The sequence below is a fragment of the Pseudomonas sp. Sample_10 genome, from assembly GCF_004321495.1.
In the GTDB taxonomy this organism is placed as follows: Bacteria; Pseudomonadota; Gammaproteobacteria; order Pseudomonadales; family Pseudomonadaceae; genus Aquipseudomonas.
Map to the genome: position 1 here is coordinate 18,335 of NZ_RCOE01000120.1, position 26,796 is coordinate 45,130.

23 protein-coding genes are annotated in these 26,796 nt (G+C 60.4%); 13 read left to right on the forward strand and 10 right to left on the reverse strand.

Features of this window, described 5'->3' with window-relative positions; genetic code table 11:
• A complete protein-coding gene (locus D8U18_RS11630) occupies positions 1 to 2,487 on the forward strand; it encodes a TonB-dependent siderophore receptor (RefSeq protein ID WP_131107656.1) in 2,487 nt (828 codons plus the stop codon).
• A gap of 156 nt (positions 2,488 to 2,643) precedes the next feature.
• Here the strand turns inward: D8U18_RS11630 and paoC are convergent, their stop codons facing one another.
• From paoC to paoA, 3 genes are read right to left on the reverse strand one after another with little or no spacing between them, the layout of a single operon-like run.
• On the reverse strand, positions 2,644 to 4,839 hold the full coding sequence (paoC, locus tag D8U18_RS11635) for an aldehyde oxidoreductase molybdenum-binding subunit PaoC (protein WP_130931492.1): 2,196 nt from the start codon (positions 4,837 to 4,839) through the stop codon (positions 2,644 to 2,646).
• On the reverse strand, positions 4,836 to 5,792 hold the full coding sequence (locus D8U18_RS11640; protein ID WP_130904999.1) for a xanthine dehydrogenase family protein subunit M: 957 nt from the start codon (positions 5,790 to 5,792) through the stop codon (positions 4,836 to 4,838). Before D8U18_RS11640 ends, paoC begins: the two co-directional genes overlap by 4 nt.
• Positions 5,789 to 6,412: an aldehyde dehydrogenase iron-sulfur subunit PaoA gene (gene paoA, locus D8U18_RS11645; protein ID WP_056856758.1), complete on the reverse strand. Its 624-nt coding sequence runs from the start codon at positions 6,410 to 6,412 to the stop codon at positions 5,789 to 5,791. Before paoA ends, D8U18_RS11640 begins: the two co-directional genes overlap by 4 nt.
• 215 nt (positions 6,413 to 6,627) lie before the next feature.
• Here paoA and D8U18_RS11650 point away from each other — a divergent pair, with 215 nt between their 5' ends.
• On the forward strand, positions 6,628 to 7,350 hold the full coding sequence (locus D8U18_RS11650; protein ID WP_131107657.1) for a GNAT family N-acetyltransferase: 723 nt from the start codon (positions 6,628 to 6,630) through the stop codon (positions 7,348 to 7,350).
• Positions 7,351 to 7,850: 500 nt separating this feature from the next.
• Here the strand turns inward: D8U18_RS11650 and D8U18_RS11655 are convergent, their stop codons facing one another.
• Entirely contained in the window at positions 7,851 to 8,981 is a 1,131-nt protein-coding gene (locus D8U18_RS11655; RefSeq protein ID WP_056856756.1) for a P1 family peptidase, read from the reverse strand.
• 47 nt (positions 8,982 to 9,028) lie between these two features.
• Positions 9,029 to 10,132 (reverse strand): extracellular solute-binding protein, encoded by a 1,104-nt coding sequence (locus D8U18_RS11660; protein ID WP_130906515.1) that lies wholly within the window; start codon positions 10,130 to 10,132, stop codon positions 9,029 to 9,031.
• A gap of 110 nt (positions 10,133 to 10,242) precedes the next feature.
• On the opposite strand from D8U18_RS11660, the gene D8U18_RS11665 reads away from it, so the two are divergent.
• Positions 10,243 to 11,016 (forward strand): helix-turn-helix transcriptional regulator, encoded by a 774-nt coding sequence (locus D8U18_RS11665; RefSeq protein ID WP_131107658.1) that lies wholly within the window; start codon positions 10,243 to 10,245, stop codon positions 11,014 to 11,016.
• A 95-nt stretch (positions 11,017 to 11,111) separates the two neighbouring features.
• The gene (locus D8U18_RS11670) at positions 11,112 to 13,901 is read left to right on the forward strand and encodes an RHS repeat-associated core domain-containing protein (protein ID WP_131107659.1); all 2,790 of its coding nucleotides are present in this window, start codon (positions 11,112 to 11,114) and stop codon (positions 13,899 to 13,901) included.
• 30 nt (positions 13,902 to 13,931) lie between these two features.
• On the opposite strand, the gene D8U18_RS11675 is transcribed toward D8U18_RS11670, so the two are convergent.
• A complete protein-coding gene (locus D8U18_RS11675) occupies positions 13,932 to 14,873 on the reverse strand; it encodes a class I SAM-dependent methyltransferase (RefSeq protein WP_056856752.1) in 942 nt (313 codons plus the stop codon).
• Positions 14,874 to 15,154: 281 nt separating this feature from the next.
• Here D8U18_RS11675 and D8U18_RS11680 point away from each other — a divergent pair, with 281 nt between their 5' ends.
• The 5 genes from D8U18_RS11680 to D8U18_RS11700 all read left to right on the forward strand — a co-directional run bounded on the left by D8U18_RS11680 (position 15,155) and on the right by D8U18_RS11700 (position 18,300).
• Positions 15,155 to 15,772, forward strand: a complete 618-nt coding sequence (locus tag D8U18_RS11680) for a cytochrome b/b6 domain-containing protein (protein WP_056856751.1) — start codon at positions 15,155 to 15,157, stop codon at positions 15,770 to 15,772.
• Complete coding sequence (locus D8U18_RS11685; protein ID WP_056856750.1) at positions 15,769 to 16,554, forward strand: molybdopterin-dependent oxidoreductase; 786 nt, start codon at positions 15,769 to 15,771, stop codon at positions 16,552 to 16,554. The genes D8U18_RS11680 and D8U18_RS11685 overlap by 4 nt, the downstream gene beginning before the upstream one ends.
• A gap of 49 nt (positions 16,555 to 16,603) precedes the next feature.
• Positions 16,604 to 16,870 carry a pentapeptide MXKDX repeat protein gene (locus tag D8U18_RS11690; protein ID WP_130904991.1) on the forward strand — a complete coding sequence of 89 codons (267 nt, stop codon included), beginning with the start codon at positions 16,604 to 16,606 and terminating at the stop codon, positions 16,868 to 16,870.
• A gap of 233 nt (positions 16,871 to 17,103) precedes the next feature.
• Positions 17,104 to 17,511, forward strand: a complete 408-nt coding sequence (locus D8U18_RS11695; RefSeq protein WP_056856748.1) for a response regulator — start codon at positions 17,104 to 17,106, stop codon at positions 17,509 to 17,511.
• Between the two features lie 123 nt (positions 17,512 to 17,634).
• Positions 17,635 to 18,300 (forward strand): HAD-IA family hydrolase, encoded by a 666-nt coding sequence (locus D8U18_RS11700; RefSeq protein ID WP_131107660.1) that lies wholly within the window; start codon positions 17,635 to 17,637, stop codon positions 18,298 to 18,300.
• 94 nt (positions 18,301 to 18,394) lie between these two features.
• Here the strand turns inward: D8U18_RS11700 and D8U18_RS11705 are convergent, their stop codons facing one another.
• Positions 18,395 to 19,339, reverse strand: a complete 945-nt coding sequence (locus tag D8U18_RS11705; RefSeq protein ID WP_131107661.1) for a GlxA family transcriptional regulator — start codon at positions 19,337 to 19,339, stop codon at positions 18,395 to 18,397.
• A 124-nt stretch (positions 19,340 to 19,463) separates the two neighbouring features.
• Here D8U18_RS11705 and D8U18_RS11710 point away from each other — a divergent pair, with 124 nt between their 5' ends.
• Positions 19,464 to 20,255, forward strand: a complete 792-nt coding sequence (locus tag D8U18_RS11710; RefSeq protein WP_131107662.1) for an SDR family oxidoreductase — start codon at positions 19,464 to 19,466, stop codon at positions 20,253 to 20,255.
• A 103-nt stretch (positions 20,256 to 20,358) separates the two neighbouring features.
• On the opposite strand, the gene D8U18_RS11715 is transcribed toward D8U18_RS11710, so the two are convergent.
• Together D8U18_RS11715 and D8U18_RS11720 are read right to left on the reverse strand one after the other, a co-directional pair.
• On the reverse strand, positions 20,359 to 20,676 hold the full coding sequence (locus tag D8U18_RS11715) for a DUF2388 domain-containing protein (RefSeq protein WP_056856744.1): 318 nt from the start codon (positions 20,674 to 20,676) through the stop codon (positions 20,359 to 20,361).
• 101 nt (positions 20,677 to 20,777) lie between these two features.
• Positions 20,778 to 21,794, reverse strand: coding sequence for a helix-turn-helix domain-containing protein (locus D8U18_RS11720; RefSeq protein WP_056856743.1), 1,017 nt, complete (start codon positions 21,792 to 21,794; stop codon positions 20,778 to 20,780).
• A 258-nt stretch (positions 21,795 to 22,052) separates the two neighbouring features.
• Between D8U18_RS11720 and D8U18_RS11725 the strand changes: the two genes are divergently transcribed.
• The 3 genes from D8U18_RS11725 to D8U18_RS11735 all read left to right on the forward strand — a co-directional run bounded on the left by D8U18_RS11725 (position 22,053) and on the right by D8U18_RS11735 (position 25,734).
• Positions 22,053 to 22,991, forward strand: coding sequence for a cyclase family protein (locus tag D8U18_RS11725; RefSeq protein WP_130904980.1), 939 nt, complete (start codon positions 22,053 to 22,055; stop codon positions 22,989 to 22,991).
• Positions 22,992 to 23,148: 157 nt separating this feature from the next.
• A complete protein-coding gene (locus D8U18_RS11730) occupies positions 23,149 to 24,732 on the forward strand; it encodes an aldehyde dehydrogenase (NADP(+)) (RefSeq protein WP_131107663.1) in 1,584 nt (527 codons plus the stop codon).
• A gap of 72 nt (positions 24,733 to 24,804) precedes the next feature.
• Positions 24,805 to 25,734 carry a LysR family transcriptional regulator gene (locus tag D8U18_RS11735; RefSeq protein ID WP_056856740.1) on the forward strand — a complete coding sequence of 310 codons (930 nt, stop codon included), beginning with the start codon at positions 24,805 to 24,807 and terminating at the stop codon, positions 25,732 to 25,734.
• On the opposite strand, the gene D8U18_RS11740 is transcribed toward D8U18_RS11735, so the two are convergent.
• Positions 25,727 to 26,710: a cyclase family protein gene (locus D8U18_RS11740; protein WP_131107664.1), complete on the reverse strand. Its 984-nt coding sequence runs from the start codon at positions 26,708 to 26,710 to the stop codon at positions 25,727 to 25,729. The two genes, D8U18_RS11735 and D8U18_RS11740, sit on opposite strands and share 8 nt — an antisense overlap.
• Positions 26,711 to 26,796 lie beyond the last annotated feature (86 nt).

The following is a 26,796-nucleotide window of genomic DNA, read 5'->3' on the forward strand; positions in this document are numbered from 1 at the left end:
ATGACCCCTCGCAATTCCCCATTGAGCATTTCTGCAATTGAGCCAACTGTCAGACCCTTGAGTCGCGCCGTGCATGCCGCATTGCTCGGTATGGCGCTGGTCGTCCCGTTGGGCATGGCGATCGTGGCACAACCAGCGTGGGCGCAAACCAGCACTGAAGCCGAATTCGATATCCCGCCAGGTCCGCTGGGCGCGGCATTGACCCAGTTTGCCGGCACCGCCGGGGTGACCGTGTCGTTCGAGCCGGCCTCTGCCAATGGTCAGAGCACCGCGGGGCTGCAAGGGCGTTATTCGGTGGAGGCGGGGCTGCGTCAGTTGCTCGCCGGGAGCAAATTGCAGGCTGTGCGTCACGACAACGGCAGCTATTCGCTATTGCCGTTGGTGGGTGATGGCGCAGCGCTGCAACTGGGGGCCACCAGCATTTCCGGCGCTGTGGTGGAGTCCGCTTACGGCCCGGTGGACGGCTTCGTCGCGACCCGCAGTGCCACGGGCACCAAGACGGACACGCCGATTCTGGAAATCCCGCAGACCATCAACGTGGTCACCGCCGACCAGGTCGAAGCCCAGGGCGCCCGCAACCTGACCCAGGCCTTGCGCTACACGCCAGGGGTGAACACGGGCGGTTACACCGACCGCAATTCGATCGCCGATGAAATCACCAGCCGGGGTTTCGCACCGACGCCGCTGTACTTCGATGGCGCATACATCCCTTACGCCGGCAGCCTCGGCGGCGCGCCGCAAATCGATCCCTATACCCTGGAGCGCATCGAAGTGCTCAAGGGGCCGTCGTCGGTACTCTATGGGCAGAACCAGCCCGGCGGGCTGATCAACATGGTCTCCAAGCGTCCGACCACCGAGCAGCGCAGCCAGGTCAAACTGGGCGCAGGCAGCTACGACCGGGTCAACGGTGCCTTCGACACCAGCGGCCCGATCGACGAACAGAAGCAGTTCACTTATCGCCTGATCGGTGTCGCCAACAAGGGTGGCGAACAAGTCGAGCACAACAGCAGTGAACGTATGCTGCTGGCGCCGAGCCTGACCTGGGCGCCGACCGAGGACACCTTCCTGACGGTGCTGGCGCAGGTCCAGCGCGATGACGGCGTGCCCGATTATCAGTCGCTGCCACGGATCGGTTCGCTCAACCGCGGCCCTGACGGCGAGAAAATCAATCGCGACTTTTTCTCCGGTGACACTGACTTCAACGATTACAAACGTGACCAGTACATCTTCGGATATGACTTCAGCCACAACTTCAGCGAAGACCTGAAATACCGCTCCACGGCGCGTTACACCGACGTGCGCGACCGCTACAAGGGCTTTTACCTGCGCAGTTTCGTCACTGATGCCGGCGTGACCGATTACACCCGGGCCAACCGCGCCAAGGTCGACTGGCACCAGCACAACATCGCCTGGACCGTCGATAACAACCTCGAATACACATTCAACACCGGTGCCCTGGAGCACACTACGCTGGCGGGGGTGGACTATCGGCATTTCACCCGCAAGTACGACGGCTACAACGCCAACAACGTGTTGCCGGTCAACCTGTATGGCAAGAACAACTACGACACCAGCAGCGTGACGCCAACGCTCACCACCCAATGGGACAACACCTTGCGCCAGACGGGTGTGTATCTGCAGGACCAGATCAAACTGGACCAGTGGATCCTGACCATCGGTGGCCGCCAGGACTGGGCGGAAATCGACAACAAGGATTTGCTGGCGTCGACCCGTGAATCCAAACGCGACAACAAGTTCACCGGGCGTGTCGGCCTGACCTATGTCACTGATTTCGGCCTGGCGCCCTATGTCAGCTATTCCGAGTCGTTCCTGCCGACAATAGGCACCGGGGCGCCTGAGCGTGGCGGCAAGGCCTTCGAGCCGACCGAGGGTCAGCAATACGAAGTGGGTGTGAAGTACCAGCCGTTCGAGAAGACCCTGATCACCGCTTCGGTGTATGAGATCAAACAGAAGAACGTGCTGACCGGCGATGATGACTATCCGGAGTACATGTCCCAGGGCGGAGAGATGCGTTCGCGCGGTGTCGAGCTGGAAGTCAAATCCAGCATCGACAACGTCGATATCCTGGCCGCCGTCAGCTACATGGACTCGTTCTACACCAAGGACACCTGGGGCAACGAAGGCCACCGCAACGAAGCCCAATCGCCGGTTTCAGCGTCGATGTGGATCGACTATCACTTCACCCAGGCCACCCTCAATGGCCTGACCTTTGGCGCCGGCGCGCGCTACACCGGACGCAAGCCGGGGGATGCGGCCAACTCGTTCGACGTACCGTCCTGGGTCGTCTATGACGCTACCGTCAGCTATGACATGGGCAAACTCGACCCAAGCCTGCGTGGTTTGCAAACTCGCCTGAACGTGCAGAACATCTTCGACCGCGAGTACGTGTCGGACTGCAACTACTCGTTCGGTTGCTATTACGGGCAGGAGCGGGTGGCGTCGGTGGAGATGACTTACGACTTCTGATGTTCTTCGCTGCAACTGACTGTGGGAGTGTAGGAGCCGGCTTGCTGGCGATGGCGGTGTATCAGTCAACACAGATGTTGAATGTCAAGCCGCTATCGCCAGCAAGCCGGCTCCTACAGGAAAGGTGACCGCTGCGTTATTGTAAAAATGCAGCGCTCAAATCATCGGCGGCAGTTTGTCGAGCATCTTGTCGAGGGTGATCGGGTAGTCCCGGACGCGAATCCCCGTCGCGTTGTACACCGCATTGGCGATGGCTGCGCTGACTCCGCAGATGCCCAGTTCACCCACGCCCTTGGCTTTCATCGGCGATGAAACCGGATCGTCCTCCTCGAGGAAAATCACTTCCTGATGCGGGATGTCGGCGTGCACCGGCACTTCGTATCCGGCCAGGTCATGGTTGACGAAAAAGCCCAGGCGCTTGTCGACCGCCAGTTCTTCCATCAATGCCGCACCGACGCCCATGGTCATCGCACCGATCACCTGGCTGCGTGCCGAAGTCGGGTTGAGGATGCGCCCGGCAGCACAGACCGCGAGCATTCTCCGCACGCGGGTTTCGCCGGTGGCACTGTCGACGGCGACCTCAACGAAGTGCGCGCCGAACGTCGACTGCTGGAATATTTTACTCAGCTCGGCAAACTCGATCGAATCCTCGGCCACCAGTTCTCCGCCTCGCGCGGCCTCTTGAAGCGGCACACGTCTATCGCCGGTACTGACTTCGCCATCGGCGAATGTCGCCTCGTCCGGTTTCATGCCCAGGCGTTGCGCAACGGCTGCGCGAAGTTTTACGCACGCCGCGTAGACCCCGGACGTCGAACAGTTGCCACCGAACTGGCCACCGGAACCGGCCGACACCGGAAAGCTCGAATCGCCGAGGCGCACCAGCACTTTGTCGAGGGTGACACCCATCATTTCTGCCGCGGTCTGGGCAATGATCGTGTAGCTGCCGGTGCCGATATCGGTCATGTCGGTTTCGACGGTGACGATGCCTTGATCATTCAGGCGAACCCGGGCTCCGGACTTCACCAGCAGGTTGTTGCGAAAGGCGACGGCCATGCCCTGGCCGATCAACCAACGGCCCTCGCGTTGCGCGCCCGGCTGCGCCTGACGACTGCTCCAGCCGAAACGCTCGGTCCCCGTACGCAGGCATTCGATCAAGCGGCGCTGCGAGAAGGACCGTTGCGTGTTCACCGGGTCGACCTGGGTATCATTGAAAATGCGAAACTCGACCGGGTCGATCTTGAGCTTTTCCGCCATTTCGTCCATGGCGATTTCCAGCGCCATCATTCCCGGCGCTTCGCCGGGTGCGCGCATGGCGTTGCCCTCCGGCAGGTTGAGGGTCGACAAACGCATGGACACCCGGCGGTTTTCCCCGGCATACAGCAATTGACTCGGCTGCGAAGCGCGCTCGACCTTGCCACCCGGCAGGTCACCGGACCAGCCTTCGTGGGCCATGGCCGTGATCTTGCCGTCAGCCGTGGCGCCAATGCGGATGCGCTGAATGGTGGCGGGGCGGTGCGTGGAATTGTTGAACATCAGTGGCCGCGCGAGCGCGACCTTCACCGGCCGGCCGGCCAGTCGCGCACCGAGCGCCGCCAACACCGCGTCGCAGCGGATAAACAGCTTGCCGCCGAAACCGCCGCCGATGTACGGCGAGATCAACCGTACATTTTTTTTCGGTATGCCGAGGGTGGTGGCCAGATCGGTCACGGACCAGTCAATCATCTGATTGGAGGTCCATACGGTCAGTTTGTCGCCGTCCCACGCAGCCATCGAGGCGAAAGGTTCCATCATGGCGTGGGCCTGATCGGGGGTGGTGTAAGTGGCGTCCAGTTGCACCGGCGCGGCGGCGAAAGCCCCCTCGAAATCGCCATGCACGGTATCGGGCATTTCCTTGGTCTGTTTGGCCGAATCGCGGGTTGCCGCAAGATCGAACACGCCCTTGGCTCGTACATAGTTGACCTTGACCAGTTCAGCGGCAGCCCGGGCCTGTTCAAAGGTCTGCGCTACGACCAACGCGACGGCCTGGTGGTAGTGCTCGATTTCAGGCCCGCCGAGTAATTTGGCAGTGTTGTATTTGCCTTTGCCGAGCTTGCCGGCGTTGGCCGCCGTGACAATGGCCAACACCCCCGGCGCTGCTTGGGCAACCTCGAGGTCCATCGAGGCGATACGGCCCTTGGCGATGGCCGAACCGACCACCACGCCATACGCCTGATTCGGCACGGCGGTGTGATGCTCATAGGCGTAGGGTGCCTGGCCGGTGGTTTTCAGTGGGCCTTCGATGCGCGTAGTGGCTTTGCCGATGACCTTCATCTGGTCGATCGGGTTGCTGGTGGCGGGCGTGTCGAATTTCATGCGTGCTCCTTCGCTTGGGCCATCACCGCAGCGAGCGTGCGCTCGACCAGGGTCAGCTTGAAGGCGTTTTCGTGGGTGGGTGTGGCGCCGGCGAGCAGCTTTTCGGTGAATGCTTTCGCACCTTGGGGCATGACCGACTCCGCGCTCTCGACACGCCACGGCTTGTGCGCCACGCCACCCAGGGCGACGCGTCCGCTGCCGTTGCTCTGGATGATCGCGCCAACAGAAACGAGCGCAAACGCGTAGGACGACCGGTCCCTTACCTTGTGATAAATGTGGGTGCCGCCGATCGGCGCTGGCAGGGTGACAGCGGTGATCAATTCATTGGCCATCAGCGTGGTTTCGATGTTCGGTGTGGTGCCGGGCAATCGATGCAAATCGGCCAGGGGAATGACGCGGATAGTGCCGTCGGGTCTCACCGTCTCGACCTCGGCATCGAGCGCGCGCATGGCCACGGCCATGTCGCTGGGATGGGTGGCGATGCAGGCCTTGCTGACTCCAATGATGCCCAGTTGCCGGCTGAAGCCGTCGATGGCCGAGCAGCCGCTGCCGGGCTGGCGCTTGTTGCAGGCCTGATGCGTGTCGTAGAAGTACGGACAGCGTGTGCGTTGCAACAGGTTGCCGCCAGTGGTGGCGACATTGCGCAGTTGCCCCGAGGCGCCGGCGAGCAGGGCGCGGGCAAGCAAGCCGTAATCTTCGCGCACCCGCGGATGGGCGGCGAGATCGGTGTTCCTCACCAGTGCTCCGATGCGCAAGCCACCCTCTGCCGTGACTTCGATGCGGTCGAGGCCGACATCGTTGACGTCGATCAGATGCGCGGGGGTTTCGATGTCCAGTTTCATCAGATCCAGCAGATTGGTGCCACCGGCGATGAACCGCGCGTTGCTGACCTGGGCTGCCAGCAACGCCGCTTGAGCCGGGGATTTGGCGCGCAAGTAGGTAAAGGGTCTCATGCGCTGGCCTCCGCGACTTCCGTGATCGCCTCGATGATGTTGGAGTACGCCCCGCAACGACAGATGTTGCCGCTCATGCGTTCCTGAATTTCACTGGCGATCAGCTGGGGAGGTTTGGTGAGGCTGGGGCTGGCGTGACTGGGAATGCCGTCACGAATCTCTCCCAGCACCGCGACGGCGGAACAGATCTGCCCCGGCGTGCAGTATCCGCATTGGTAGCCGTCGTGCTTGATGAACGCGGCTTGCATGGGGTGCAGCTTTTGCGGCGTGCCGAGGCCTTCGATGGTGGTGATCTTCGAGCCTTCGTGCATGACAGCCAATGTCAGGCACGAATTGATCCGCCGGCCATCGGCGATCACCGTGCAGGCGCCACATTGGCCGTGGTCGCAGCCTTTTTTGCTGCCGGTCAGATGCAGGTTTTCCCGCAGGGCATCGAGCAGGGTCGTACGGGTGTCCAGGTCGAGGTTGCGTTGTTGGTCATTGACCCAGAACTTCACGGAGGCTTTGACCGGCCGCGCGGCATTGGCGGCGGATGCCTGCGCAGAAATGAACGGCGGCAGTGCCACGCTCGCCGCCGTCACTGCACCCACAATCAGAAATGTACGTCGGGAAATCGTCATCAGGTCTATTCCTTTGCGTAATTTGCGAGTGCAGTGCACTGCGGTACTTTTGCAGTTCACATCAACAAGAGTGACCATCGGATTCAGGAAAAGGTTTATGCGGTTTTCGGCTATAGACTCATGCGCTTAGTTCATGAATCCAGAAATGGCGCGGAACGGGTTAAGATGTCCGCCCGCATCGAACGCTGCACACCGCCCCGGAGCCACCCCCCGCAATGCCCCAGATCAAGCACTTCAAAACGTCGTGCCCCGAGCACATCAACAGCCAGATCCTGCAGATGGTGGTCGACAACCTGACCGACATCAGCATGGTCGCGATACCGCCGAGCAACCTGCTGTACAACGTCTATCAGTACGCGATTGGCTACGAGGTGCACCTTTATCTGGAAGCGTTGAACGGCGCGAAGGGCATTGATGTGGAGTTGATCGTCGCCACCGATCCTGACGATCCAGACCAAGTCATCGGCTTCTTGCTGTACTTGCCGGTCAAGGATGATCCCGACGCCTGCGGCGTGGCGTACATGGCGGTCCAGGCCGAATATCGGCGCCAGGGCATTGCGCGCCGGATGCTGCGGGAAATGGTCGGCCGTTATCCGCACGCCGAACTAACCTGCGCGGTGGCCAAGGTGCCGTACTTCGAAGCGATGGGTTTTCAGGTGATAGGCGTGCGCGCGACCCAGGTACTGATGAACACCCGTGACCATGGCAGCGACGGCTTGATGGCGCTGCTGGATGTGGCACCGATCTACAGCTCGCTGGAGGTGCGGCAGATTCATACGTATTTGCTGCAAAAACACGGCAAGCGGGCGATGGTCGATGCGGAAAAACAACGCGACCGGCACCTCGATCAGTTGACGTTCAAGGCCCATGCGTTCGTGCGTGAGCGGTTGGGCGACGACGCAGTGCCGACCAGCGGTCCACGACTGCGTCTGGTCTGATCGAGCTCTCCAGGCATGACACAGCACTCTGTGGGAGCTGGCTTGCCAGCGATGGCGTCCTGACGGCCGACCAATCTCTGTCAGTTGCACTCCAACACCTGTAGGAGCACGGCTTGCCGGCGATGGCGTCCTTGAGATCGCCATCGCGAGCAAGCTTTGCTCCTACAGGGGATCTTTATTGGTCAAAAATCCCGATCACACCGGGATCCACAGTGGGAGCTGGCTTGCCAGCGATGACTGAGTATCGGCCGACACATTGATTGACTGACTCACCGCCATCGCTGGCAAGCCAGCTCCCACAGGGTAAAGTGGTGATTCTGGAGGTAAAAAAAGAGCCTCAAAGCTCTTTGATGGGGAGGAAGTAGAGCCATTGAGGCTCAAGATGCGCATGAAGCAAGCGGTGAGCTTGTAGGGGTTCAGTGCACTCACCGCTTACGCAACGGCTTGTTGAGCAAACAAGCGGCTGCGTAAGTTCATCCTAGAAAGACCAAGTGTTTCACTCAAGTACCACTAGTCGCGTCCCCCGGCCACCCGGCCCGACGCAGTGCTTGCAGCAACGTTTCGGCATCCAGCCCCGGCACCGCGTGACCATTGCCTTCGGCGGTTTCAGCGGCCAGTACGGCATTGATGATGGCCTCTTCCACGGCTTCGGTCGCGGCCAGGAACAGCTCGCTGATGTGGTCGTTGTTGACCATGCACAGACCATCAGTGGTGGCGGCTTTTTTACGCTCGTACGCCGCCGGGGGCACGTGCTGGTTGCCGGTGGCGAAGGCGATGAAGATGTCGCCACTGTGGTCTTCATTGCCGCCACCGGTGCGGGCAAGGCCGAGGCTGGCACGCTGCGCCAGCCGAGTGCACTGGTGCGGCAGCAACGGCGCATCGGTGGCCAGGCAGACGACGATGGAACCCATGCCCGGATGCGGCAACGCGGCCTTGAGAAACGGCGAGTCGACCTGATCCATGTAGCGCCCGACCGGGTAGCCATCGACGCGCAATTCCTGCCGGATGCCGTGGTTGGCCTGCACGATGGCACCCACCGTCCAGCCACCCTGGGCATCGCTCAAGCGCCGCGAGGCGGTGCCGATGCCCCCCTTGAATTCGTGGCAGATCATGCCGCTGCCACCGCCGACATTGCCTTCTGTCACAGGGCCGCTCTTGGCACTGCGCACGGCTTCGGCGACGTGCTCGGGTTTCACGTGAAAGCCGTTGATGTCGTTGAGCAAACCGTCATAGGTTTCCAGCACCACCGGCATGTTCCAGTAGAGCCTGCCGTCGTCTGGTTGCTGCTCACGGTCCACGGCGATCAGCGCATCGCGCACCACGCCCAGGCTATGGGTGTTGGTGAAGGCGATCGGGCTGGTCAGCAAACCGGCCTCGCGGATCCATTCAAGCCCCGTGGCGTCGCCATTGCCATTGAGCACATGGACCCCGGCGAAACACGGTTGCTGGCTGGTGGAACCGGCACGCGGTTCAATCACGGTTACCCCGGTGAGGATGTCGCGACCCTTGGCGGTGCGTCCTCGCACATTGCTGTGGCCGACCCGTACACCGGGCACGTCGGTAATGGCGTTGAGCGGGCCGGGTTGCAGTTGGCCGAATCGAATGTTCAGGTCGCGGGCACGTGGTTTCATCGGTTTTCTCATCTTCAGAAGTCGCGGGTGGAAAGGTGGGGCGTGGGTTATTGACCGTTCTTGACCTTGCTCCAGATCCGCGTCCGTACCCGTTCGGTAGCCGGCGGCAAAGGTTGCAGAGTGAACAAAGTGGCCAGGGCTGCGGCTGACGGGTAGACCGCAGGGTTGTTGCGGGTCGCCTCAGCCACCAGCGCCGTGGCATTGCGGTTGCCATTGGGGTAGTTGAGGTGATTGCTGACCGGGGCGATGACCTCGGCGCGCATCAGGTAATCGATGAAAGCCAACCCTTGTTGGGGATGCGGCGCGTCCTTGAGCAACACCAGCGTGTCGAACCACACCGGCGCGCCTTCCTTGGGCAAGCTGTAGGCGATCTTCACGCCGTTGCCGGCTTGCTCGGCGGTCGCCTTGGCTTCCAGCATCGCGCCGGACCAACCGACCGCCACACAGATGTTGCCGTTGGACAGATCACTGATGAATTTCGACGAGTTGAAATAGGCGATATGCGGGCGCAGCTTAAGCAGCAGCGCTTCGGCCTTCTTGTAATCCTCGGGGTTGGTGCTGTTGGGCGGCAGGCCAAGGTAGTGCAGGGCGACCGGGAGCATTTCCGACGGCGAGTCGAGCATCGCCACGCCGCATTCGCCGAGTTTGGCCAGGTTTTCTTCCTTGAACACCAGGTCCCAGGAATCCACCGGCGCTTTGTCGCCAAGTACCGCCCGCACTTTGTCGATGTTGTAGCCGATGCCGTTGGTGCCCCACAGATACGGCACGGCGTACTGGTTACCCGGATCGTTGTGGGCCAGTTTCGCCAGCAGGTCGCTGTCCATGTTCTTGAAATCAGGCATATCAGCGCGGGGCAGCGGCGCCAGGGCACCGGCCTTGATCAGCGTCGGCAGGCTGAAGTTGCTGGCCACCACCACGTCGTAGCCACTGCGGCTGGTCAACAGTTTGCCTTCGAGCACTTCGGCGCTGTCGAAGGTGTCGTAGACGGGCTGGATACCGGTGTCACGCTTGAAGTCATGCAGGGTGTTCGGGCCGATGTAGTCATACCAGTTGTAGACGTGAACGGTTGGGACCTCGGCCGCCACCGCCGACAGCGAAACCGCCAGACAGGCGCCAAACCCCAGATTGAAATACGAGCGATGACCACTCATGATGCGGCACTCCTGGCCTGCTGCGGCCGGTGATGTTCAGGAGCTTGCAGGGTATCGACGGGGCTGGCCGTTACCCATTCCCATCATGGGTTACTCGAAAGGGGTAGGGCGTGGACGCGTTGTTGAAAGAGTTGCCGCTGCACCAAGGGCTGGCGCGCGTGTTTGCCACGTTGGGCGAGGAAGGGTTCTGGCGTGCGCTGGTCGACACCCTGCGCCTGCTGGTGCCGCTGGACAACGCCCTGGTCGCGGTGATGAGGCCGGGTCGGGTACCGCGCCTGCTCATTGATTTCGACGCCAAAGGCAGCGGCGAGGAGCACGAAGACCTGGCAGATTACAGCGCCGGCATGTACTTGCTCGACCCGTTCTATCAAGCGGCCTGTGCCGGCATTGCCGACGGCTTGCACAGCCTCGAATCGGTGGCCCCGGACCAGTTCCAGCACAGCGAGTATTACTTGAGCTACTTCCGCTCGGTGGTCGGCGGCGACGAGTTGCAGTTCATGGTCAACGTCGATGGCGCGGTGCTGGGCCTTTCTCTCGGGCGCTCGACACGCTTCAGCCTCGAAGAGCAGGGCCGTCTGTTGTGCGTGCGCGACTGGGTGCTGGCCGCCATGCGCCGACACCTGCGATTGCTGCCGCCGGAAGGGCCAGTCGCCGAGGCCGTGGCCGGAGATCTGGCAACGCTGCTCGATCGCTTCGATGCTCGCTTGTCAGTGCGCGAAGTCGAAACCGCGCGGCTGATCCTCCAGGGCTTCTCCAGCAAGGCCATCGCCCAGCAGATGGGCATTTCACCCGAGACAGTGAAGGTGCATCGGCGCAACCTTTATCACAAACTCAATGTGAACGGGCATGGGGAGTTGTTCGCTTTGGTGCTAAATCCGCGATAGCGATTTACACGCGCTTACCTGTTACTTTTTACAGTATCGATCTAATCAAAAAAGGCTCAGTATTTCCTCGACCAGTGCGAAGGACTTTCGACGCTGTGAACGCTCATCACCACTTCGCCACGCCGACCCTGTCGGTCATCGATCCGCGCACGCTGGCAATTCGCAGCGTGGGTTTTTGCCGTCATCCCGACAGCCCAGTCAGCGATCCACGTATCACCCGGCAACGCTTCGATGTAGCGGGGCGCTTGGTTGAATCATGGGACCCGCGTTTGTGGGACGCGGCGCCAAAGCCGAACCTGGCGACGATCTATGGTTTGAGCGGTCGGCCATTGCTGGCGGACAGCGTCGATGCGGGGTGGCAGTTGAGCTTGTTGGATCAGGGCGGTTCACTCTGTTCATTCTGGGATGCACGGGGCAGTCAGCGTCACACTGAGTTTGATGATCAGCGACGCCCGATTTGCGTCACTGAGCAAGCTGCCGGCGACGATTCGCGTGTGGTGGAACGCTTGAGCTATGGCGGCGCAGAACTCGGATACGCCGTGCAAAACCAGTGCGGTCAGTTGATTCGCCATGACCATCCGGCAGGCACACAACGGTTGGCGGGCTACGGGCTTGCCGGTGCAGTGCTGATTGAAGAGCAACGCTTGCTCCTTGAACTGGAACTCCCCGACTGGCCGTTGGAGCTTGATGCCCGGGACGAATATCTGGAAGCGCAATCGTTCATCACTCGTCAGGCTTTCAATCCGGCAGGTGAACTCAAGCGACAGGTCGATGCGATGGGCAACGTTCGCAGTTTTACTTACGACGTGGCTGGCCAGTTGAGTGAGGTCTGGTTGCAAATGGCCGGCGAAGCGAGTGCAGCGCAATGTCTGGTCAGTGGCATCCGCTACAACGCCCAGGATCAGGTCGAAAGCGAAATCGCCGGTAACGGGGTGGTGACTCACGCCGAGTACGCGGCCGATGATGGACGGTTGGTCAGGTTGGTGGCGGGGATCGCCAATCAAAAACCGCTGCAGGACCTGAACTATCGCCACGATGCGGGAAACAATATTGTCGAACTGGAAGACAGATCCCGGCCGGTGAGCCATTTCAACAGTCAGCGTATCGAGCCGATCAGTCGCTACCGTTACGATACTCTGTATCAACTGGTCGAAGCCCGAGGCTGGGAAGTCAGCCAGCCCAGCCATGGACCTGCGTTGCCAGCGCTGTTGCCTACACCACTGGATCCCACTCAACGACGCAACTACTGCCAGCGTTTCGACTACGACCGCGGCGGCAACTTGATCACCCGCCACCACAGCGACGCCCCCGGGTTCTCGATGTTTACCTCGGCGCGCAGCAACCGCAGTATCGCGCAACGGGACGACGGTTCATTGCCGGGCGAGCCGGACATCGCTTTGGGTTTCGATGCCGGTGGTAATCAACATGAGCTGCAACGCGGCCAGGCGATGGTTTGGGGCAGTCGCAACCAACTGAGCCGCGTGACGTTGGTCAAACGCGAAGCCGAACCTGATGACTACGAATGCTACGACTATGACCGCCCGGGTCATCGTGTGCGCAAAACCGGATTCGCGCGCCGCAGTGGCCGCACCCAACGCTGCGAGGTGCGTTACCTTCCCGGCCTGGAAATCCACCGCCAAGCCGAGGGTGAAGAGCATCACGTGATCAGCGTCGAAGCTGGACGCAGCAATGTACGGGTGCTGCACTGGCCCGAAGGCGCGCACAGAGACCAGTTGCGATACAGCGTCAGCGATCACCTCGGCTCCAGCACTTTGGAGCTGGATGAACAGGCAGGATTGCTGACCCAGGAACACTATTACCCCTTTGGCGGTACGGCGTGCTGGGCGGGGAGAAGTGCGCTAGTGGCGAAGTACAAGACTATTCGTTATTCGGGCAAGGAGCGGGATGCGACAGGGTTGTATTACTACGGGCATCGGTATTACGCCCCGTGGTTGCAGCGGTGGCTAAGTCCGGATCCAGCGGGGACGGTGGATGGCCTCAATGTTTATAAGATAGTCGGAAATAATCCTCTCGGCTTTTACGACTGGCAAGGCACGATAAAAATTCCGGTGGGCATTTTTATTACCGACATCGTCAACGCTCTCGCGAAGAGCATTGGTACGGGGTGGTTCGAAGAGCTAACGTGGGATGAGCACAAAAGTGAGTTCAAGAGTACCGGGGCGGTTTATGGTCGAGGGCTGAAAGTATACGAGCAGGAACGTTCCGTGTTTACACCCTCCACGGACGGGCACGCGATTGCCATGTTTCGTGATCAGGACCGTAAGCTTCGTCTTTTTGCGAACATGTATTTTCAGCACATGGGTATTCAACCCGGCATGGGGTTGCCAGAGTTTGCCGGTTTGTTGAAGATTGACGAGCAGGACCCTTCAAAACTCATCATTAACAACCACTCCGGCCACTATAAACCCGAATCTTCAATTGACGCGGAAGCGATGATTCGTGAGATTGCCCCGCGACAAAGCTCAGTGAGCTATGTCCCTATTCCTGAAAGCCCGTCTTTCGATTCGACGCTCAGGATAGGTTCAATTAGCTCGCCCGAGGAGTACTCGCAGCTTGTAAACACCTACAAATCGAACTTCAAAGGCTTGATTGTCTATTTGAAAGAACAAGGTGTCTGGGAAGCTGCCAAAGGCCTTTTGGGTGACAATGAAGGCGTCAATATCATCTTCAAAATGGAGGCTTCAGGGTTGGAGGCCCACGAAATCCGTGCAAAAGAAGCTCATGACAAAGAAGCCCAATTGAAGAGTAAGCAACAGTCGAGCCCAACTCGACGAGCCTTCCGGGGCGCTGTCGCTGCGGCGCTGCCACCGACTCACAGAGAGAACAAGAAGCCGTCGTTTGTAAAAAGGCTGTTTGGCAAGTAATGAAAGAGAAGCGGTGTCGCAGTACCGCGTTTATTCATCCAACTTAAACACTAACGCCTTCAACCCAGCCTCAACATCCGCATCGGGAAACTCCGGCGGGTTCTCCAGGCGTTGTTCAAAGCGCAGGCTCGGCGCCTCGCGCGTCACGCCGTCGATGAGGAAATCGGCACCGAATGCCGGGTCGTTCATGCAGGCCAGCACCGTGCCGTTTTCAGTCAGCAGTTCCGGCAATCGGCGCAGCACCCGCTGATAATCCTTGGTCAGCAGGAAACTGCCTTTCTGGAACGACGGCGGGTCGATGATCACCAGGTCGTACGGGCCTTTGCCGATCACCTTGCCCCAGGACTTGAACAGGTCGTGGCCGAGGAACGTCACCTGGCTCAGGTCATGGCCATTGAGCCGGTGATTGTCGCGGCCACGGCTCAGCGCCGGGCTGGACATGTCGAGGTTGACCACGTGCGTCGCACCGCCTTCGATGGCCGCCACCGAGAAGCCGCAAGTGTAGGCGAACAGGTTCAGTATGCGTTTGCCGCCGGCATTGGCCCGTACCCAATCGCGGCCATAGCGCATGTCGAGGAACAGCCCGGTGTTCTGCTTGCGGCCCAGGTCCACCCGGTACTTCAAGCCACCTTCGGTGATGGTCATTTCTTCGATGACATCGCCCAGTAGCCATTCGGTGGTGCTTTGCAGCAGGTAGCGGTGCTGCAGCAACAACGTGTGCGCGCCGGATTGTGTCCACTGCGGTGATTGGGTGATTGCCATCAGCCGTTGCTTCAAGTCCTCCAGTTGCGCCGCTTCCGGCTCCTTGAACAGTGCCACCAGCACCACGCCTTGCAGCCAGTCCACGGTCACTTGCTCCAGCCCCGGCCAGCAGCGGCCACGGCCGTGGAACAGCCGCCGGGTTTCGGCGGGAGGCGTGGCCAGTGCCGTCAGCAAGTGGTCGTGGAGGATGGAGAGGGCGTCTGCGTTCATGGGTCTGGGTCGGCAAGTTGCGGGGGGCGGCATTTAACCATAGTTGCGCGTTCGGCGGGCTACCACCGCCCCCTGTAGGAGCGAGCCTGCTCGCGATAACGGTTTCAGATTCAACATCAATGTCGGCTGACTTGATGCCATCGCGAGCAGGCTCGCTCCTACAGGGTTTTGGGTGGCTGTGAGTGAGCAGTTATCACATTAAATTTAACTTTGCGTGAGGATTTGGCGATCTTCCGGCTCCCATACTCGGCTCCAACGAACAACCACATCGGGAGCCGGACATGTCGCAGTCATCTGCCTCACCCAAGGCCAGTCATCCACGCTGGCTGCGCCTGACCCATTGGCTCAACGCCCTGGCGGTGTTGGTGATGGTCACCAGTGGTTGGCGCATCTACAACGCCTCGCCGCTCTACGATTTCAGTTTTCCCACGTCGATCACCCTCGGCGGCTGGCTCGGTGGGGCGCTTCAGTGGCACTTCGCGGCGATGTGGTTCCTGGCGATCAACGGCCTCGTCTACCTGCTCATCAATGTCTTCAGTGGTCGCTTGAAACGGCGCTTTTTCCCGGTTTCGCCCAATGGTGTGCTGCGCGACTTGTCGGCGGCACTGCGCGGAAAACTCGGGCATGCCGACCTCAGTCATTACAACCAGGTGCAACGGTTTGCGTATTTGTTCGTGATTATCGACATCACTTTGCTGGTGCTCTCCGGGCTGGTGTTGTGGAAGTCGGTGCAGTTCCCGCTGCTGCGTGAATTGCTGTGGGGTTACGAAGGGGCGCGCCGTGTGCACTTCTTTGCCATGGCGCTGTTAGTGGCATTCGTTGCGGTGCATCTGGTGATGGTCGCGCTGGTACCTAAAACGCTGTTGGCCATGATCGTTGGCCGCAAGGAGCACGTATGAAAAAGCGTATTCAGGTCCCCGGGCTGGATGAAGCTTCGATCCTCGCGGATGCCCGCAAAATCCTTGCACCACAGATTGAAGACCGCTCGCGTCGCTCGTTCCTCTTGCGTGGCCTGACCCTTGGTGGCGTGGCGATGTTGTCGGGTTGCAACATCACCGACAACGACGGCGTCGAGACGGCGTTGTCATCGATGTCGCGCTTCAACGACCGGGTGCAGGGCTGGCTGTTCAACCCCAACGCCATGGCCCCGACCTATCCGGCGTCGATGATCACCCGGCCATTTCCGTTCAATGCGTTCTACGGCATCGACGAAGCACCGACGGTGGAGGAGGAGAGCTATCGCCTGGAAGTCACCGGACGGGTCGCCGACAAGCGCAGCTGGCGCCTCGAAGAGCTGCGCGCCATGGCCCAGACCGAGCAGATCACCCGGCACATCTGCGTTGAAGGCTGGAGCGCGATCGGCCGTTGGGGTGGCGTACGCTTCAGCGACTTCCTCAAGCGCATCGGCGCCGACACCGACGCCAAATACGTCGGCTTCAAATGCGCCGACGACTACTACACCAGCATCGACATGGCCACCGCACTGCATGCGCAAACCCTGTTGGCGCTGACGTACGACGGCGCGGTGCTGCCGCGCGAATACGGCTTCCCGATGAAGCTGCGCATGCCCACCAAGCTTGGCTACAAGAACCCCAAACACATTCAGGCGATTTTCGTCAGCAACACCTACAGCGGCGGCTACTGGGAAGACCAGGGCTACAACTGGTTCGGTGGCAGCTGATGAACCCCCGCAACCTACCCATCAAACCTGTGCTTCAAGGAGTTTCATCATGAAAAAGCTGACCACCGTTGTTCTGTCTTTGTGCCTGGCCGTCGGCGCCGCCAGTGTTTTTGCTGCTGACACCATGAGCAAAGACAGCATGAGCAAGGATTCGATGTCCAAGGATGCAATGTCCAAAGACGCGATGAAGAAAGATTCGATGTCCAAGGACGCGATGAAGAAAGACACGATGTCCAGGGATTCCATGAGCAAGGACGGCATGAAAAAAGACGCCATGTCCAAAGACGCCATGAAAAAGGACGCCATGTCACAGTAATCCCAAAAATCCCGTGCCCCTGTAGGAGCTGAGCTTGCTCGCGGTGGCGGTGTATCAGTCAACCTGTAATGGCTGACACAGCGCCATCGCGAGCGGGCTCAGCGCCTGCAGGAAGCATGAATTCGTCGCCTGACTGTATCAAAAATGAATTTCCGCCGAGTCCGCTGCTCCTACTTGTAGGTAGCGGATTCAAGCCCGCGAAATCATAGGTGCAATCAGGGAGCAGCAAGGTCATGAGTCGAGTAACGACAGCGGGCGGATATCTTCCTGAGGGGTTGATCCTGGTGGTTGAGGACGACCCGTTGATCCTGGAATTTCTCTGCGAAATTCTGCAGGACGAAGGCTTTGTGGTGGAACCGCAGATCAGTGCCGATGCGGCTGCGGCGTATCTGGAGCAGCATGCCGCGCAGGTCAGGTTGTTGCTCACGGACATCACCATGCCCGGCAAACTCAATGGTGCAGACCTGGCCAATCAGTTTGGCGATCGCTGGCCAGACAAACCGATCATGATCATGTCCGGCTATGAAACCCCGGAAAGCTCCGGCGTCCGGCATGAGGTGACATTCATCAAGAAACCCTGGGCGTTGGGGCAACTGCTCGATTGTGTGCAAGGGGCCTTGAAATCACGCCCTGCCTTGTAGGGGCTGGGGCAGGCTGCGATCTTTTGATTCTGCTTTTTCAGGATCAAAAGATCGCAGCCTGCGCCAGTTCCTGTGGGGATCGTGTAAATTGGCGCAAATGTCCGCTGAGATAGGAAGGACCCTTTGCCCGTGCCCACGTCTGTTTTCAACGTCCCTTACCGTGCCTTCCTGTTCGACATGGACGGCACCATCCTCACCTCGATTGCCGCCGCCGAACGCGTCTGGACCACTTGGGCCTTGCGCCATGGTGTCGATGTCGAAACCTTCCTGCCGACCATTCACGGTGCCCGAGCCATCGACACCATCACGCGTCTGGGATTGCCCGGTGTGGATGCCGAGGCTGAAGCGGCGTGGATTACCCAGGCGGAAATCGAAGATGTCGAAGGGGTTGCCGAGGTGCCTGGCGCGGCGGCGTTCCTCAAATCGCTGCCGGCTCATCAATGGGCCATCGTCACCTCGGCGCCGAGGACGCTGGCGTTGCGGCGAATGGCAGCGGCAGGGATTCCCGAGCCGGACGTGATGATCACCGCCGAAGACGTCAGCCTCGGCAAACCCGACCCGAGCGGTTATCGACTCGCGGCGACACGGCTGGGGGTGGACATCACTCAATGCCTGGTGTTCGAAGATGCCACGGTGGGGATTCTCGCCGCGCAGGCGGCGGGGGCGGGTTTGTTGATTGTGACGGCGACGCATGACGTGCCGATCGAAACGCATCATGCGACGTTGCCCGGGTATGATTCGGTCAAGGCTCAATTAGCGGCGGACGGTCTCAGCCTGCGCGCAATCTAATGTAGGAGCGAGCCTGCTCGCGATGGCGTCCTTCCAATCGATATTGATGTTGGCTGGAAGTGCCTCATCGCGAGCAGGCTCGCTCCTACAGGGATCATGATTGCCCGGATCGCGCGCTGCGCCGTATCACCTGCGGCGGCTGCCCGAATGTTCGCAAGAACGCTTCGCGCATGCGGCGGCGGTCGCTGAAGCCGGTTGCCAGGGCGATCTGGTCAAGGCTCAGGCGCCCGCGTTCGAGCATCTGCCGTGCCGTTTCCAGACGCAGGTTTTCGATGGCCTTGGCCGGTGACTGGCCGGTTTCCGCGCGAAATGCCCGGCTGAACTGCCGTGGGCTCAGGCGTGCCACCTCCGCCAGTTGCTCTACCGAAAGCACTTGGTCGAGGTGTTCCCGGGCATAGGTCAAAACGCTCTGAATGCGATCGGATTTCGGCTCCAGTTCCAGCAGCGCCGAATGTTGCGACTGGCCACCCGCGCGACGGTGGTACATCACCAGTTTTTGCGCCACTGAACGGGCGAGGTCGGCGCCGTGATCTTTTTCGACCATGGCCAGCGCCAGGTCGATACCGGCGGTCATGCCGGCTGAAGTCCAGATCGAACCGTCGATCACGTAGATCCGGTCAGCCTCGACGTTGATCCCCGCAAAACGCTCTTGCAATTGTCGCGCATAGGCCCAATGAGTGGTTGCCCGCTTTCCCTCCAGCAAACCGGCCTGGGCCAGGACGAAAGCCCCGGAACAGATCGACGCCGTGCGTCGCGCGGTCTTGACGCCAGCTCGCAGGTAATCGAGCACCGCTTCGGGCGCCTGTTCGAGAATCGCATCGCCTCCGACCACGATCACCGTATCGAACACACGCTCATCGAATGCCTCGGTGCCGACACACAAGCCGCCGGAGGCCCGCAACAAGCGACCCCCTTCGGACAGCACACGCACGTCGTACAGCGTTTCGCCGGCGCTGAAGTTGGCGTATTCGAACACCGGCATCGCCGCCAGCGCCATGGACTGGAAGCCGTCGAAAACCACAAACGCCACGGTAATCATTGATCTGCCCTCAAACGGCGATGTCCGAAAAACGTACTTTAAACGTCATTTGCGACACCGGCGAGCGGATTTATAACGGTACACAACCGGCGAACGTCTCGCCCAACCGTGAAGGAAACCGATTATGGCGCTCTCATCCAAAGGTACTGCATTGATCACCGGTGCATCGTCGGGCATTGGCGCTGTGTACGCCGACCGCCTCGCTCGCCAGGGTTATGACTTGATTCTGGTGGCCCGTAGCCAGGGCAAACTCAACGCCCTGGCCCGGCATTTGAGCGACCAGACCGGTCGCACCATGGAAGTGGTCGCCGCCGACCTCAAGGACAAGGCCGATGTGCGACGGGTAGAAGACATCCTGCGCAACGATGCCAGCATCACCTTGCTGGTCAACAATGCCGGCGTCGGCGCGGTCATGCCGCTGCTCGCCAGCCCGGTGGATGAGATGGAAGACATGATCTCCCTCAATGTCACCGCGTTGATGCGCCTGGCTTATGCCGTGGTGCCTGGCTTCGTCGCGCGCGGCACCGGCACCGTGATCAACATTTCTTCGATCGTTGCCATCGCCCCGGAAATTCTCAATGGCGTTTACGGCGGGACCAAGGCGTTCGTGCTGAGTTTGAGCCAGTCGATGCATCGGGAACTGGCCGACAAAGGCGTGCGCATCCAGGCCGTGCTGCCGGGCGCCACTGCAACCGAGTTCTGGAGTGACGCGGGCAACCCGGTGGAAAACCTGCCGCAGGAAATCGTCATGTCTGCCGAGGACATGGTTGATGCAGCACTGGTTGGGTTGGCGAATGGAGAAGTGGTGACCATCCCGGGCCTGCACGACGGGGCGCAGTGGGACCGTCATGAAACTCAACGCCAGGTGTTGAGCGGGCTGTTCGGAAATTCAGAATCGGCGCCGCGCTATCGCTGATCACTGCCCGTTCAAGTGGAGCAGGTGGCGGTCAACCGACAGCAAGGCAGGGCTGGAAACGCAATCCGGGTGTCACGAGCCCCACCGCTGAGGTTGGTCGTCTTCAGTGATCGGCAGCAACGCCTTGCTGGACAAGAATGGCTCGCGCCAAGTCTTCATCGCTGGCATTGAGACCGGGGTTTTCCTGGCGGATCCGCTGCAACACCTGCTCCAGATAAACGCCACGAATCGCACCGCCACTGGCGACGAAGCTGGACGCGTCGTCACGGGCGGGAATCATCATTTTGTCATCCTTGAACGTCGAGTACAGCGAAGCGGAAACACCGGCCGAAGTGGCAACATCACCTGCATCCACTTTGGCCATGGCTGAACCGAAGGGCAAACAAAGTACCAGGGAAGAAATGATCAACAAACGTCGCATGACGGTGTCCTCCGAAAGCGTGGAGCATAAAGAAAGTACCACACCATTTAGGATGCACGACGGCCCTCTGGAGTTCCCTGCGGATGCAATTGGCCGTTGATTCAACGGGAAAACCGGTTGCGATAGTCCCGTGGCGAAACCCCCAGGTTGCGCTGGAAAGTCAGGCGCATGCGTTCTTCGTCACCAAAGCCGCACAGTCGGGAAATCTGATCGATGTTGCGCTCGGATTCTTCCAGCAGGCGCCTGGCGGCTTCGACCCGCAGCACTTCCACGGCTTTGGCCGGGGTGCGGCCGGTCTTGAGTTTGTAGACCCGGGCGAAGTTGCGCGGACTCATCTGCACTTGTTGGGCGAGCCGGTCGATGGTGAGGTTTTCACCGGCCAGGTTTTGCGTGATCCACAGGTGCAGGTCGTCGAAGGCGGCGCCTTCGCTGGTTTGCGATTGCAGCAGTTGGCTGTACTGGGCCTGACCACCAGGGCGCTTGAGGAACACCACCATTTCCCGCGCCACCAGCAACGCCAGTTCGCGGCCGCAATCTTCTTCGACCAGCGCCAGGGCCAGGTCGATGCCGGCACTGACCCCGGCAGAAGTCCAGACTGAACCCTGCTGGACAAAGATCGCATCGTTGTCGACTTCGATCGACGGGTGTCGCTCCTTGAGCATGCCGCACATCGCCCAATGGGTGGCGGCACGACGACCGTCGAGCAATCCGGCTTCGGCCAGCAGGAACGTGCCACTGCACACCGAGGCGGTGCGCCTGACTTTGGTCGAGGCGACCTTGAGCCACTCGACGACCTCCAGTGAATTGTTCATGGCCGTGATAATCACCGGCGCGCCAGGCACGATCAGCGTGTCGATCGAGTGCTCGGTGAAAGCGCTCAATGGCACAGTGTCGACGGCCAGGCCTTCGGCAGTCTGGATCAGGCCACCGGTGAGGCTGGCGGTTTGCAGTTTGTAACCCGGCAAGTTGCTGCTGTTGAGATAGCGCGAGGCCGCCCAAAATACGGTTTGTGCGCCGGTCAGGTCCAGCAGGCCCATTTCGGGGTAGGCGAGGAAGACGATCAAACGCGGTGAATCGGATTGGATTTCGCGGGCGGCTGGAGGGTTTGCGATGTTCATAGGTTTCTGTATCAGCGAGATGGAATAATCATAATTCGCAAACGTTCTAAGCGTTATCGCAATTGGTCGACTGTCAGGATTTCAGGGTTTTATGTCAGTTGACCCACCGGTTCCACTCTAGCACTGCCGACTGTTTGTGCAGATATCGATGCAAGCACTCGTGAAAATCCAGAACAAATGTATTGTCGAGGGCTGGCTGTTTCTGCACAAAACCGCTGAGTACCGTGGGGTCCATCAAAAACAGACAAGGACTCCAACATGCTCAAGCGCCTGGCTTTGCCATTTGCCCTCCTGTTCACTCTCAACGCCGCTCACGCCGCCGAGGGCGAAAAATGGTATCCGTCCAAGTTTGGTGCCAACGATGAAATCGGTGCACTGAACCTGCTTGACGCCGATTCGGTGCTCAACGCTGCCAAGTTGATCAAGACAGGCAAGACTTATCCGCTGGCCGTGCCCATCGACAAGAACCTGCCGGCGTTCCGTCACCGCAGTTTCCACCTGACCAATGTCCAGCCGGGCGAAGCGGGCGGCACCACCATGGGGCCGAACAAATTCACCTTCAACGATGAATTGGTGGTGGGCTGGACCGGTGTCGGCACCCAGCTCAACGGCATCGGCCACATTGGCATCGACAACGTCTACTACAACGGCAATCGCGCGGCGGACTTCGTGACCGTGGAAGGGGTGCAGAAACTCGGTATCGAGAAAGTCCCGCCGATTGTCACCCGTGGTGTGGTGCTGGACATGACCGCAGTCTACGGCCGCGCCATCGTGCCGGAAAAAACCGAATTCACCGTTGCCGATATTCAGAAGGCCCTGCACCGGCAAGGCATCAGCATCGAGAAGGGTGACGTGGTGCTGTTCAACACCGGTTGGCTGGAACTGCTGGGCAAGGACAACGAAAAATTCCTCGCAGTGGAACCGGGCATCGGCATGGCCGCGGCGAAATGGCTGGCGGACAAACAGATCGTCGCTTTCGGTGGTGACACCTGGGCTTCGGAAATCTACCCCGGCACTGATGGCCAGGAGTTCCCGGTCAACCAGTTCATGCTGGCCAAGAATGGCATCTACAACCTGGAACTGATCGACAGCCGTGCGCTGGTCCGGGACAAGGCCTGGACGTTCATGTTCGTGCTCGGCCAGCCGCTCTACAAAGGCTCGACCCAGGTCAACATCAACCCGGTAGCGATTCGCTGAGGCGACTGACGGGCCGGGGGATGACAAATGCTCATCCCCCGGCCCGTTGTTGTCATTTGTTCGCCCCTGATCCCGACCCCTAGAGTGGGCACTGCGCCGTCGGCGCATTCCTTCAATTCGAGTGGTCGCCTGCCGAAACCAGGCGAGGGAGTTTTTGATGTCCGATATTCTCGGCCAGCAGTTCATTGACGGGCAACGCAGTGCCCTGGGCCGCGAGACGCTGCACAGTGTCGACGCCAGCAGTGGTCAGGTATTGCCTTATGTTTTTCATCAGGCCTCTGACCAGGAAGTCGCCCTGGCCGTTGCTGCCGCGACCCGTGCCTTTGCTCCGTTTCGTCAATTGCCGCCGGGGCGTCGTGCGGATTTTCTTGAGGCGATCGCCGACGAGATCGATGGGCTGGGCGAGGAGTTCATTGCACTGGTCTGCCGGGAAACGGCGCTGCCCGAAGGCCGGATTCGGGGTGAGCGCGGCCGCACCAGCGGTCAGTTGCGACTGTTTGCACAAGTGCTCAAGCGAGGGGATTTCCTCGGTGCGCGGATTGATCAGGCGTTGCCTGAACGGCTACCTCTGCCGCGAGCGGATATTCGCCAATACCGCATCGGTGTCGGCCCCGTCGCAGTGTTCGGTGCCAGCAATTTCCCCCTGGCCTTTTCCACTGCCGGTGGTGATACCGCGTCGGCGCTGGCCGCCGGGTGCCCGGTCGTGTTCAAGGCCCACAGCGGGCACATGGCAACCGCCGATTGCGTGGCCAGCGCCATCGTTCGCGCGGCGCAGCGCACGGGTATGCCGTCGGGGGTATTCAACATGATTTACGGCGCCGGTGTCGGACAGGCGCTGGTCAAGGCTGAAGGAATCAAGGCCGTGGGGTTTACCGGGTCGCTGAAGGGTGGCCGGGCGTTGTCCGATCTGGCGGCCGCGCGGCCGCAGCCGATACCGGTGTTCGCCGAGATGTCGAGCATCAATCCGGTGATCCTGCTGCCGCACGCCTTGAGCACTCGGGGCGACAAAATCGCCGCAGAGCTGACGGCTTCGGTCAATCTGGGCTGTGGTCAATTCTGCACCAGCCCCGGTCTGATCATTGGCCTGCGTTCAGCGCAGTTCAGCGAGTTTCAGCAACACTTTGCCCAGCACATGGGCGATCAACCGGCCCAGACCATGCTCAATGCCGGAGCGCTGAACAGCTACAGTGCCGGGCTCAAACACCTCGACAGGCATGCCCAGGTCGATCACCTGGCCGGTCAACCGCAAGGCGACCGCCAGGCGCAACCGCAGTTGTTCAAGGCCGATGTGCAACTGTTGCTCGAGGGCGATCCGTTGTTGCAGGAAGAGATCTTCGGCCCGGCGACGGTGCTGGTGGAGGTGGACGATTCGCAGCAACTGCGCGCTGTACTCGACAGCCTGCACGGTCAGCTGACCGCCACCCTGATCGCCGAGCCGGCGGACCTTGAGCGCTATAGCGACCTGTTGCCCTTGCTCGAAGACAAGGTCGGACGCTTGCTGCTCAATGGCTACCCGACCGGCGTCGAAGTCAGCGATGCGATGGTCCATGGCGGACCGTACCCGGCGACTTCCGATGCACGCGGAACCTCCGTCGGCAGCCTGGCCATCGATCGCTTCCTGCGCCCGGTCTGCTACCAGAACTATCCTGATGAGTACCTGCCCGAGGCGTTGCAAAACCATAACCCGTTGGGCCTCAATCGACTGGTCAATGGCCAGTGGAGCAGGGCTTCGCTGATTTGAATACCGGCCCGCGCCGGTATTCGCCGGCGCGGCACTTCACGGATCCGGCCCTTGAAACGAGCACCTACCGACATGGTTCCCTCCCTTGGCAGCATCGCTTCACGTCTGCGTCTGAAACAACTGCGGTTGCTGATCGCGCTGGATGATCGCGGCTCCCTGCACAAGGCCGCCGAGCAGATCTCCATTTCCCAGTCCGGCGCCACCAAGGCCTTGCATGAGGTCGAATCGTTGCTTGGAATGCCGTTGTTCGAGCGTCAGCCCAAAGGTCTTGTGGCCAATGAAATGGGGCGCTGCATGATTCGTTATGCGCGGCTGATCTACAGCGATGTCGAACACTTGCGGGAGGAAATGCTCAGCATCATGCAGGGGCAGGGCGGGCGACTCTCGGTCGGGGTGATCATGGGCGCGGTGCCATTGCTGACCCGAGCCTTGACCGAGCTGCGCCTCAAACAACCGGAGTTGTCCGTTGAACTGGTGGAAAACACCAGTGCGACCTTGCTCGGATTGCTCGATCAGGGGCGGTTGGACCTGGCGATCTGCCGCACCAGTGTCGGCCAGCGCTCGGACGCTTACGACTGCATCGAACTCAGCGAAGAGCCCCTGGCAGTGGTTGCCAGCCAGCGTCATCCATTGGCCAGTGCCCAATCCCTGCAATTATCGCAGCTCAGCGATTACCGCTGGGTGGTCTACCCCAAGGACATGCCGATGCGCCAGGCCCTGGAGCGTGAACTCAATGAGGCGGGGCTGGAAATTCCCCGTTACCCACTGGAGACTTCGTCCACCTTCGCCACCATTTTGCTGGTGCAACAAGATCCAACCTTGCTCGCGGTGATCCCGGTGGAAGTGGCCGAGTTCTGCGAACAGTTCGAGTTGCTGGTGAAACTGCCGGTATCGTTGCGCGCCCTGATCGAACCCTATGGGGTGATCAGCCGGGCCGGCGCCGATTTGTCTCCGGCGGCGACCCTGCTGATCAATGAACTCAAGCAGGATCTGGTTACTTGATCACGATCGGGTTCACCGGCGCCCCGGTGCCACCGACGATTTTCAACGGTGCAGCGGTGTAGAGAAACTGCCACTGGCCGTCTGCCGCGCAATCGTCGGCCAGCGCATCGAGCATCGCCACTTCGGTAAAGGTCACGCCTAGGTTGCGCATCAAGGCGTTGTGCAGCGGAATCAACACACCTGAAGTCGGTTCGACCGCCACTTCGTTGGCCATGGTATCGGTGACCAGGTTGGGGATTTCCATCTGGTGAAACCATTCCACCAGCTCGCGGCTGAAGGTCAGGCCCGGCTCGGCGAAATCCTTGTAAAACTCTTGCGGCTCGCGCGCGTAAAACGATCCGATCCAGCCAGTACGGATGATCAGGATGTCGCGCTTGTGGATCTCGATGCCCTGAGCTTTCGCGGCGGCCAGCAGGTCGTGGTGATTGAAGGTTTCACCCTTGTCCAGCACCGCTTTGCCGCGATGGCGGGCCATGTCGATCAACACCGCACGGCCGACGATGCCGCGCTCGGCAATCGGCAGGATGCTGGCCTTGTCCATGCCGCCGATGGTGCTCATGGCGTCGTAGCCGTTCCACAGTTTGTTGTCATGCCAGACATGGCCCAGCGCGTCGTATTGGGTCGAGCCTTGCAGGTGCATGAAGATCACGTCGTCGGCATATTCGACGTGACCGTCGAAGTGAGTTTTACCCGCGAGAAAGTGCCCCTTGTCGAGCACGTTGACCCGCATCGATGGACGACGTCCGGGCCACAGCGGCTCACCTTTGGGGTGACCGATTTGCACTTGCAGGGTGAAGGTCTTGCCTTGGCGCACAGTGGCGATGCCACGGAGGATCTCGGCGCTTTGCAGGTAGTTCAGGGCGCCGACTTCATCGTCCGGGCCCCACTTGCCCCAGTTGGTCGGCAGGCCTTCGAGCAGGGCTTTAATGTCGGGAGAACGGTCGGCGGCGGTGTTGTTGGTGTTGTGGTCGCACATGGGGTTGTCCTTGGGTTTGGGCAGTTCAACAGTCCACCAAAGTCCCCTGTGGGAGCTGGCTTGCCAGCGATAGCGGTGTGTCAGAC

Coding starts and splice junctions, on each gene's coding strand:
- D8U18_RS11640 (WP_130904999.1), bottom strand. CDS start 5,792: ATGAGACCCTTTACCTACTTGCGCGCCAAATCCCCGGCTCAAGCGGCG.
- D8U18_RS11710 (WP_131107662.1), top strand. CDS start 19,464: ATGGCGCTCTCATCCAAAGGTACTGCATTGATCACCGGTGCATCGTCG.
- D8U18_RS11660 (WP_130906515.1), bottom strand. CDS start 10,132: ATGAGTGGTCATCGCTCGTATTTCAATCTGGGGTTTGGCGCCTGTCTG.
- D8U18_RS11680 (WP_056856751.1), top strand. CDS start 15,155: ATGTCGCAGTCATCTGCCTCACCCAAGGCCAGTCATCCACGCTGGCTG.
- paoA (WP_056856758.1), bottom strand. CDS start 6,412: ATGACGATTTCCCGACGTACATTTCTGATTGTGGGTGCAGTGACGGCG.
- D8U18_RS11730 (WP_131107663.1), top strand. CDS start 23,149: ATGTCCGATATTCTCGGCCAGCAGTTCATTGACGGGCAACGCAGTGCC.
- D8U18_RS11675 (WP_056856752.1), bottom strand. CDS start 14,873: ATGAACGCAGACGCCCTCTCCATCCTCCACGACCACTTGCTGACGGCA.
- D8U18_RS11705 (WP_131107661.1), bottom strand. CDS start 19,339: ATGATTACCGTGGCGTTTGTGGTTTTCGACGGCTTCCAGTCCATGGCG.
- D8U18_RS11655 (WP_056856756.1), bottom strand. CDS start 8,981: ATGAAACCACGTGCCCGCGACCTGAACATTCGATTCGGCCAACTGCAA.
- D8U18_RS11650 (WP_131107657.1), top strand. CDS start 6,628: ATGCCCCAGATCAAGCACTTCAAAACGTCGTGCCCCGAGCACATCAAC.
- D8U18_RS11715 (WP_056856744.1), bottom strand. CDS start 20,676: ATGCGACGTTTGTTGATCATTTCTTCCCTGGTACTTTGTTTGCCCTTC.
- paoC (WP_130931492.1), bottom strand. CDS start 4,839: ATGAAATTCGACACGCCCGCCACCAGCAACCCGATCGACCAGATGAAG.
- D8U18_RS11630 (WP_131107656.1), top strand. CDS start 1: ATGACCCCTCGCAATTCCCCATTGAGCATTTCTGCAATTGAGCCAACT.
- D8U18_RS11695 (WP_056856748.1), top strand. CDS start 17,104: ATGAGTCGAGTAACGACAGCGGGCGGATATCTTCCTGAGGGGTTGATC.
- D8U18_RS11685 (WP_056856750.1), top strand. CDS start 15,769: ATGAAAAAGCGTATTCAGGTCCCCGGGCTGGATGAAGCTTCGATCCTC.
- D8U18_RS11725 (WP_130904980.1), top strand. CDS start 22,053: ATGCTCAAGCGCCTGGCTTTGCCATTTGCCCTCCTGTTCACTCTCAAC.
- D8U18_RS11720 (WP_056856743.1), bottom strand. CDS start 21,794: ATGAACATCGCAAACCCTCCAGCCGCCCGCGAAATCCAATCCGATTCA.
- D8U18_RS11740 (WP_131107664.1), bottom strand. CDS start 26,710: ATGTGCGACCACAACACCAACAACACCGCCGCCGACCGTTCTCCCGAC.
- D8U18_RS11735 (WP_056856740.1), top strand. CDS start 24,805: ATGGTTCCCTCCCTTGGCAGCATCGCTTCACGTCTGCGTCTGAAACAA.
- D8U18_RS11690 (WP_130904991.1), top strand. CDS start 16,604: ATGAAAAAGCTGACCACCGTTGTTCTGTCTTTGTGCCTGGCCGTCGGC.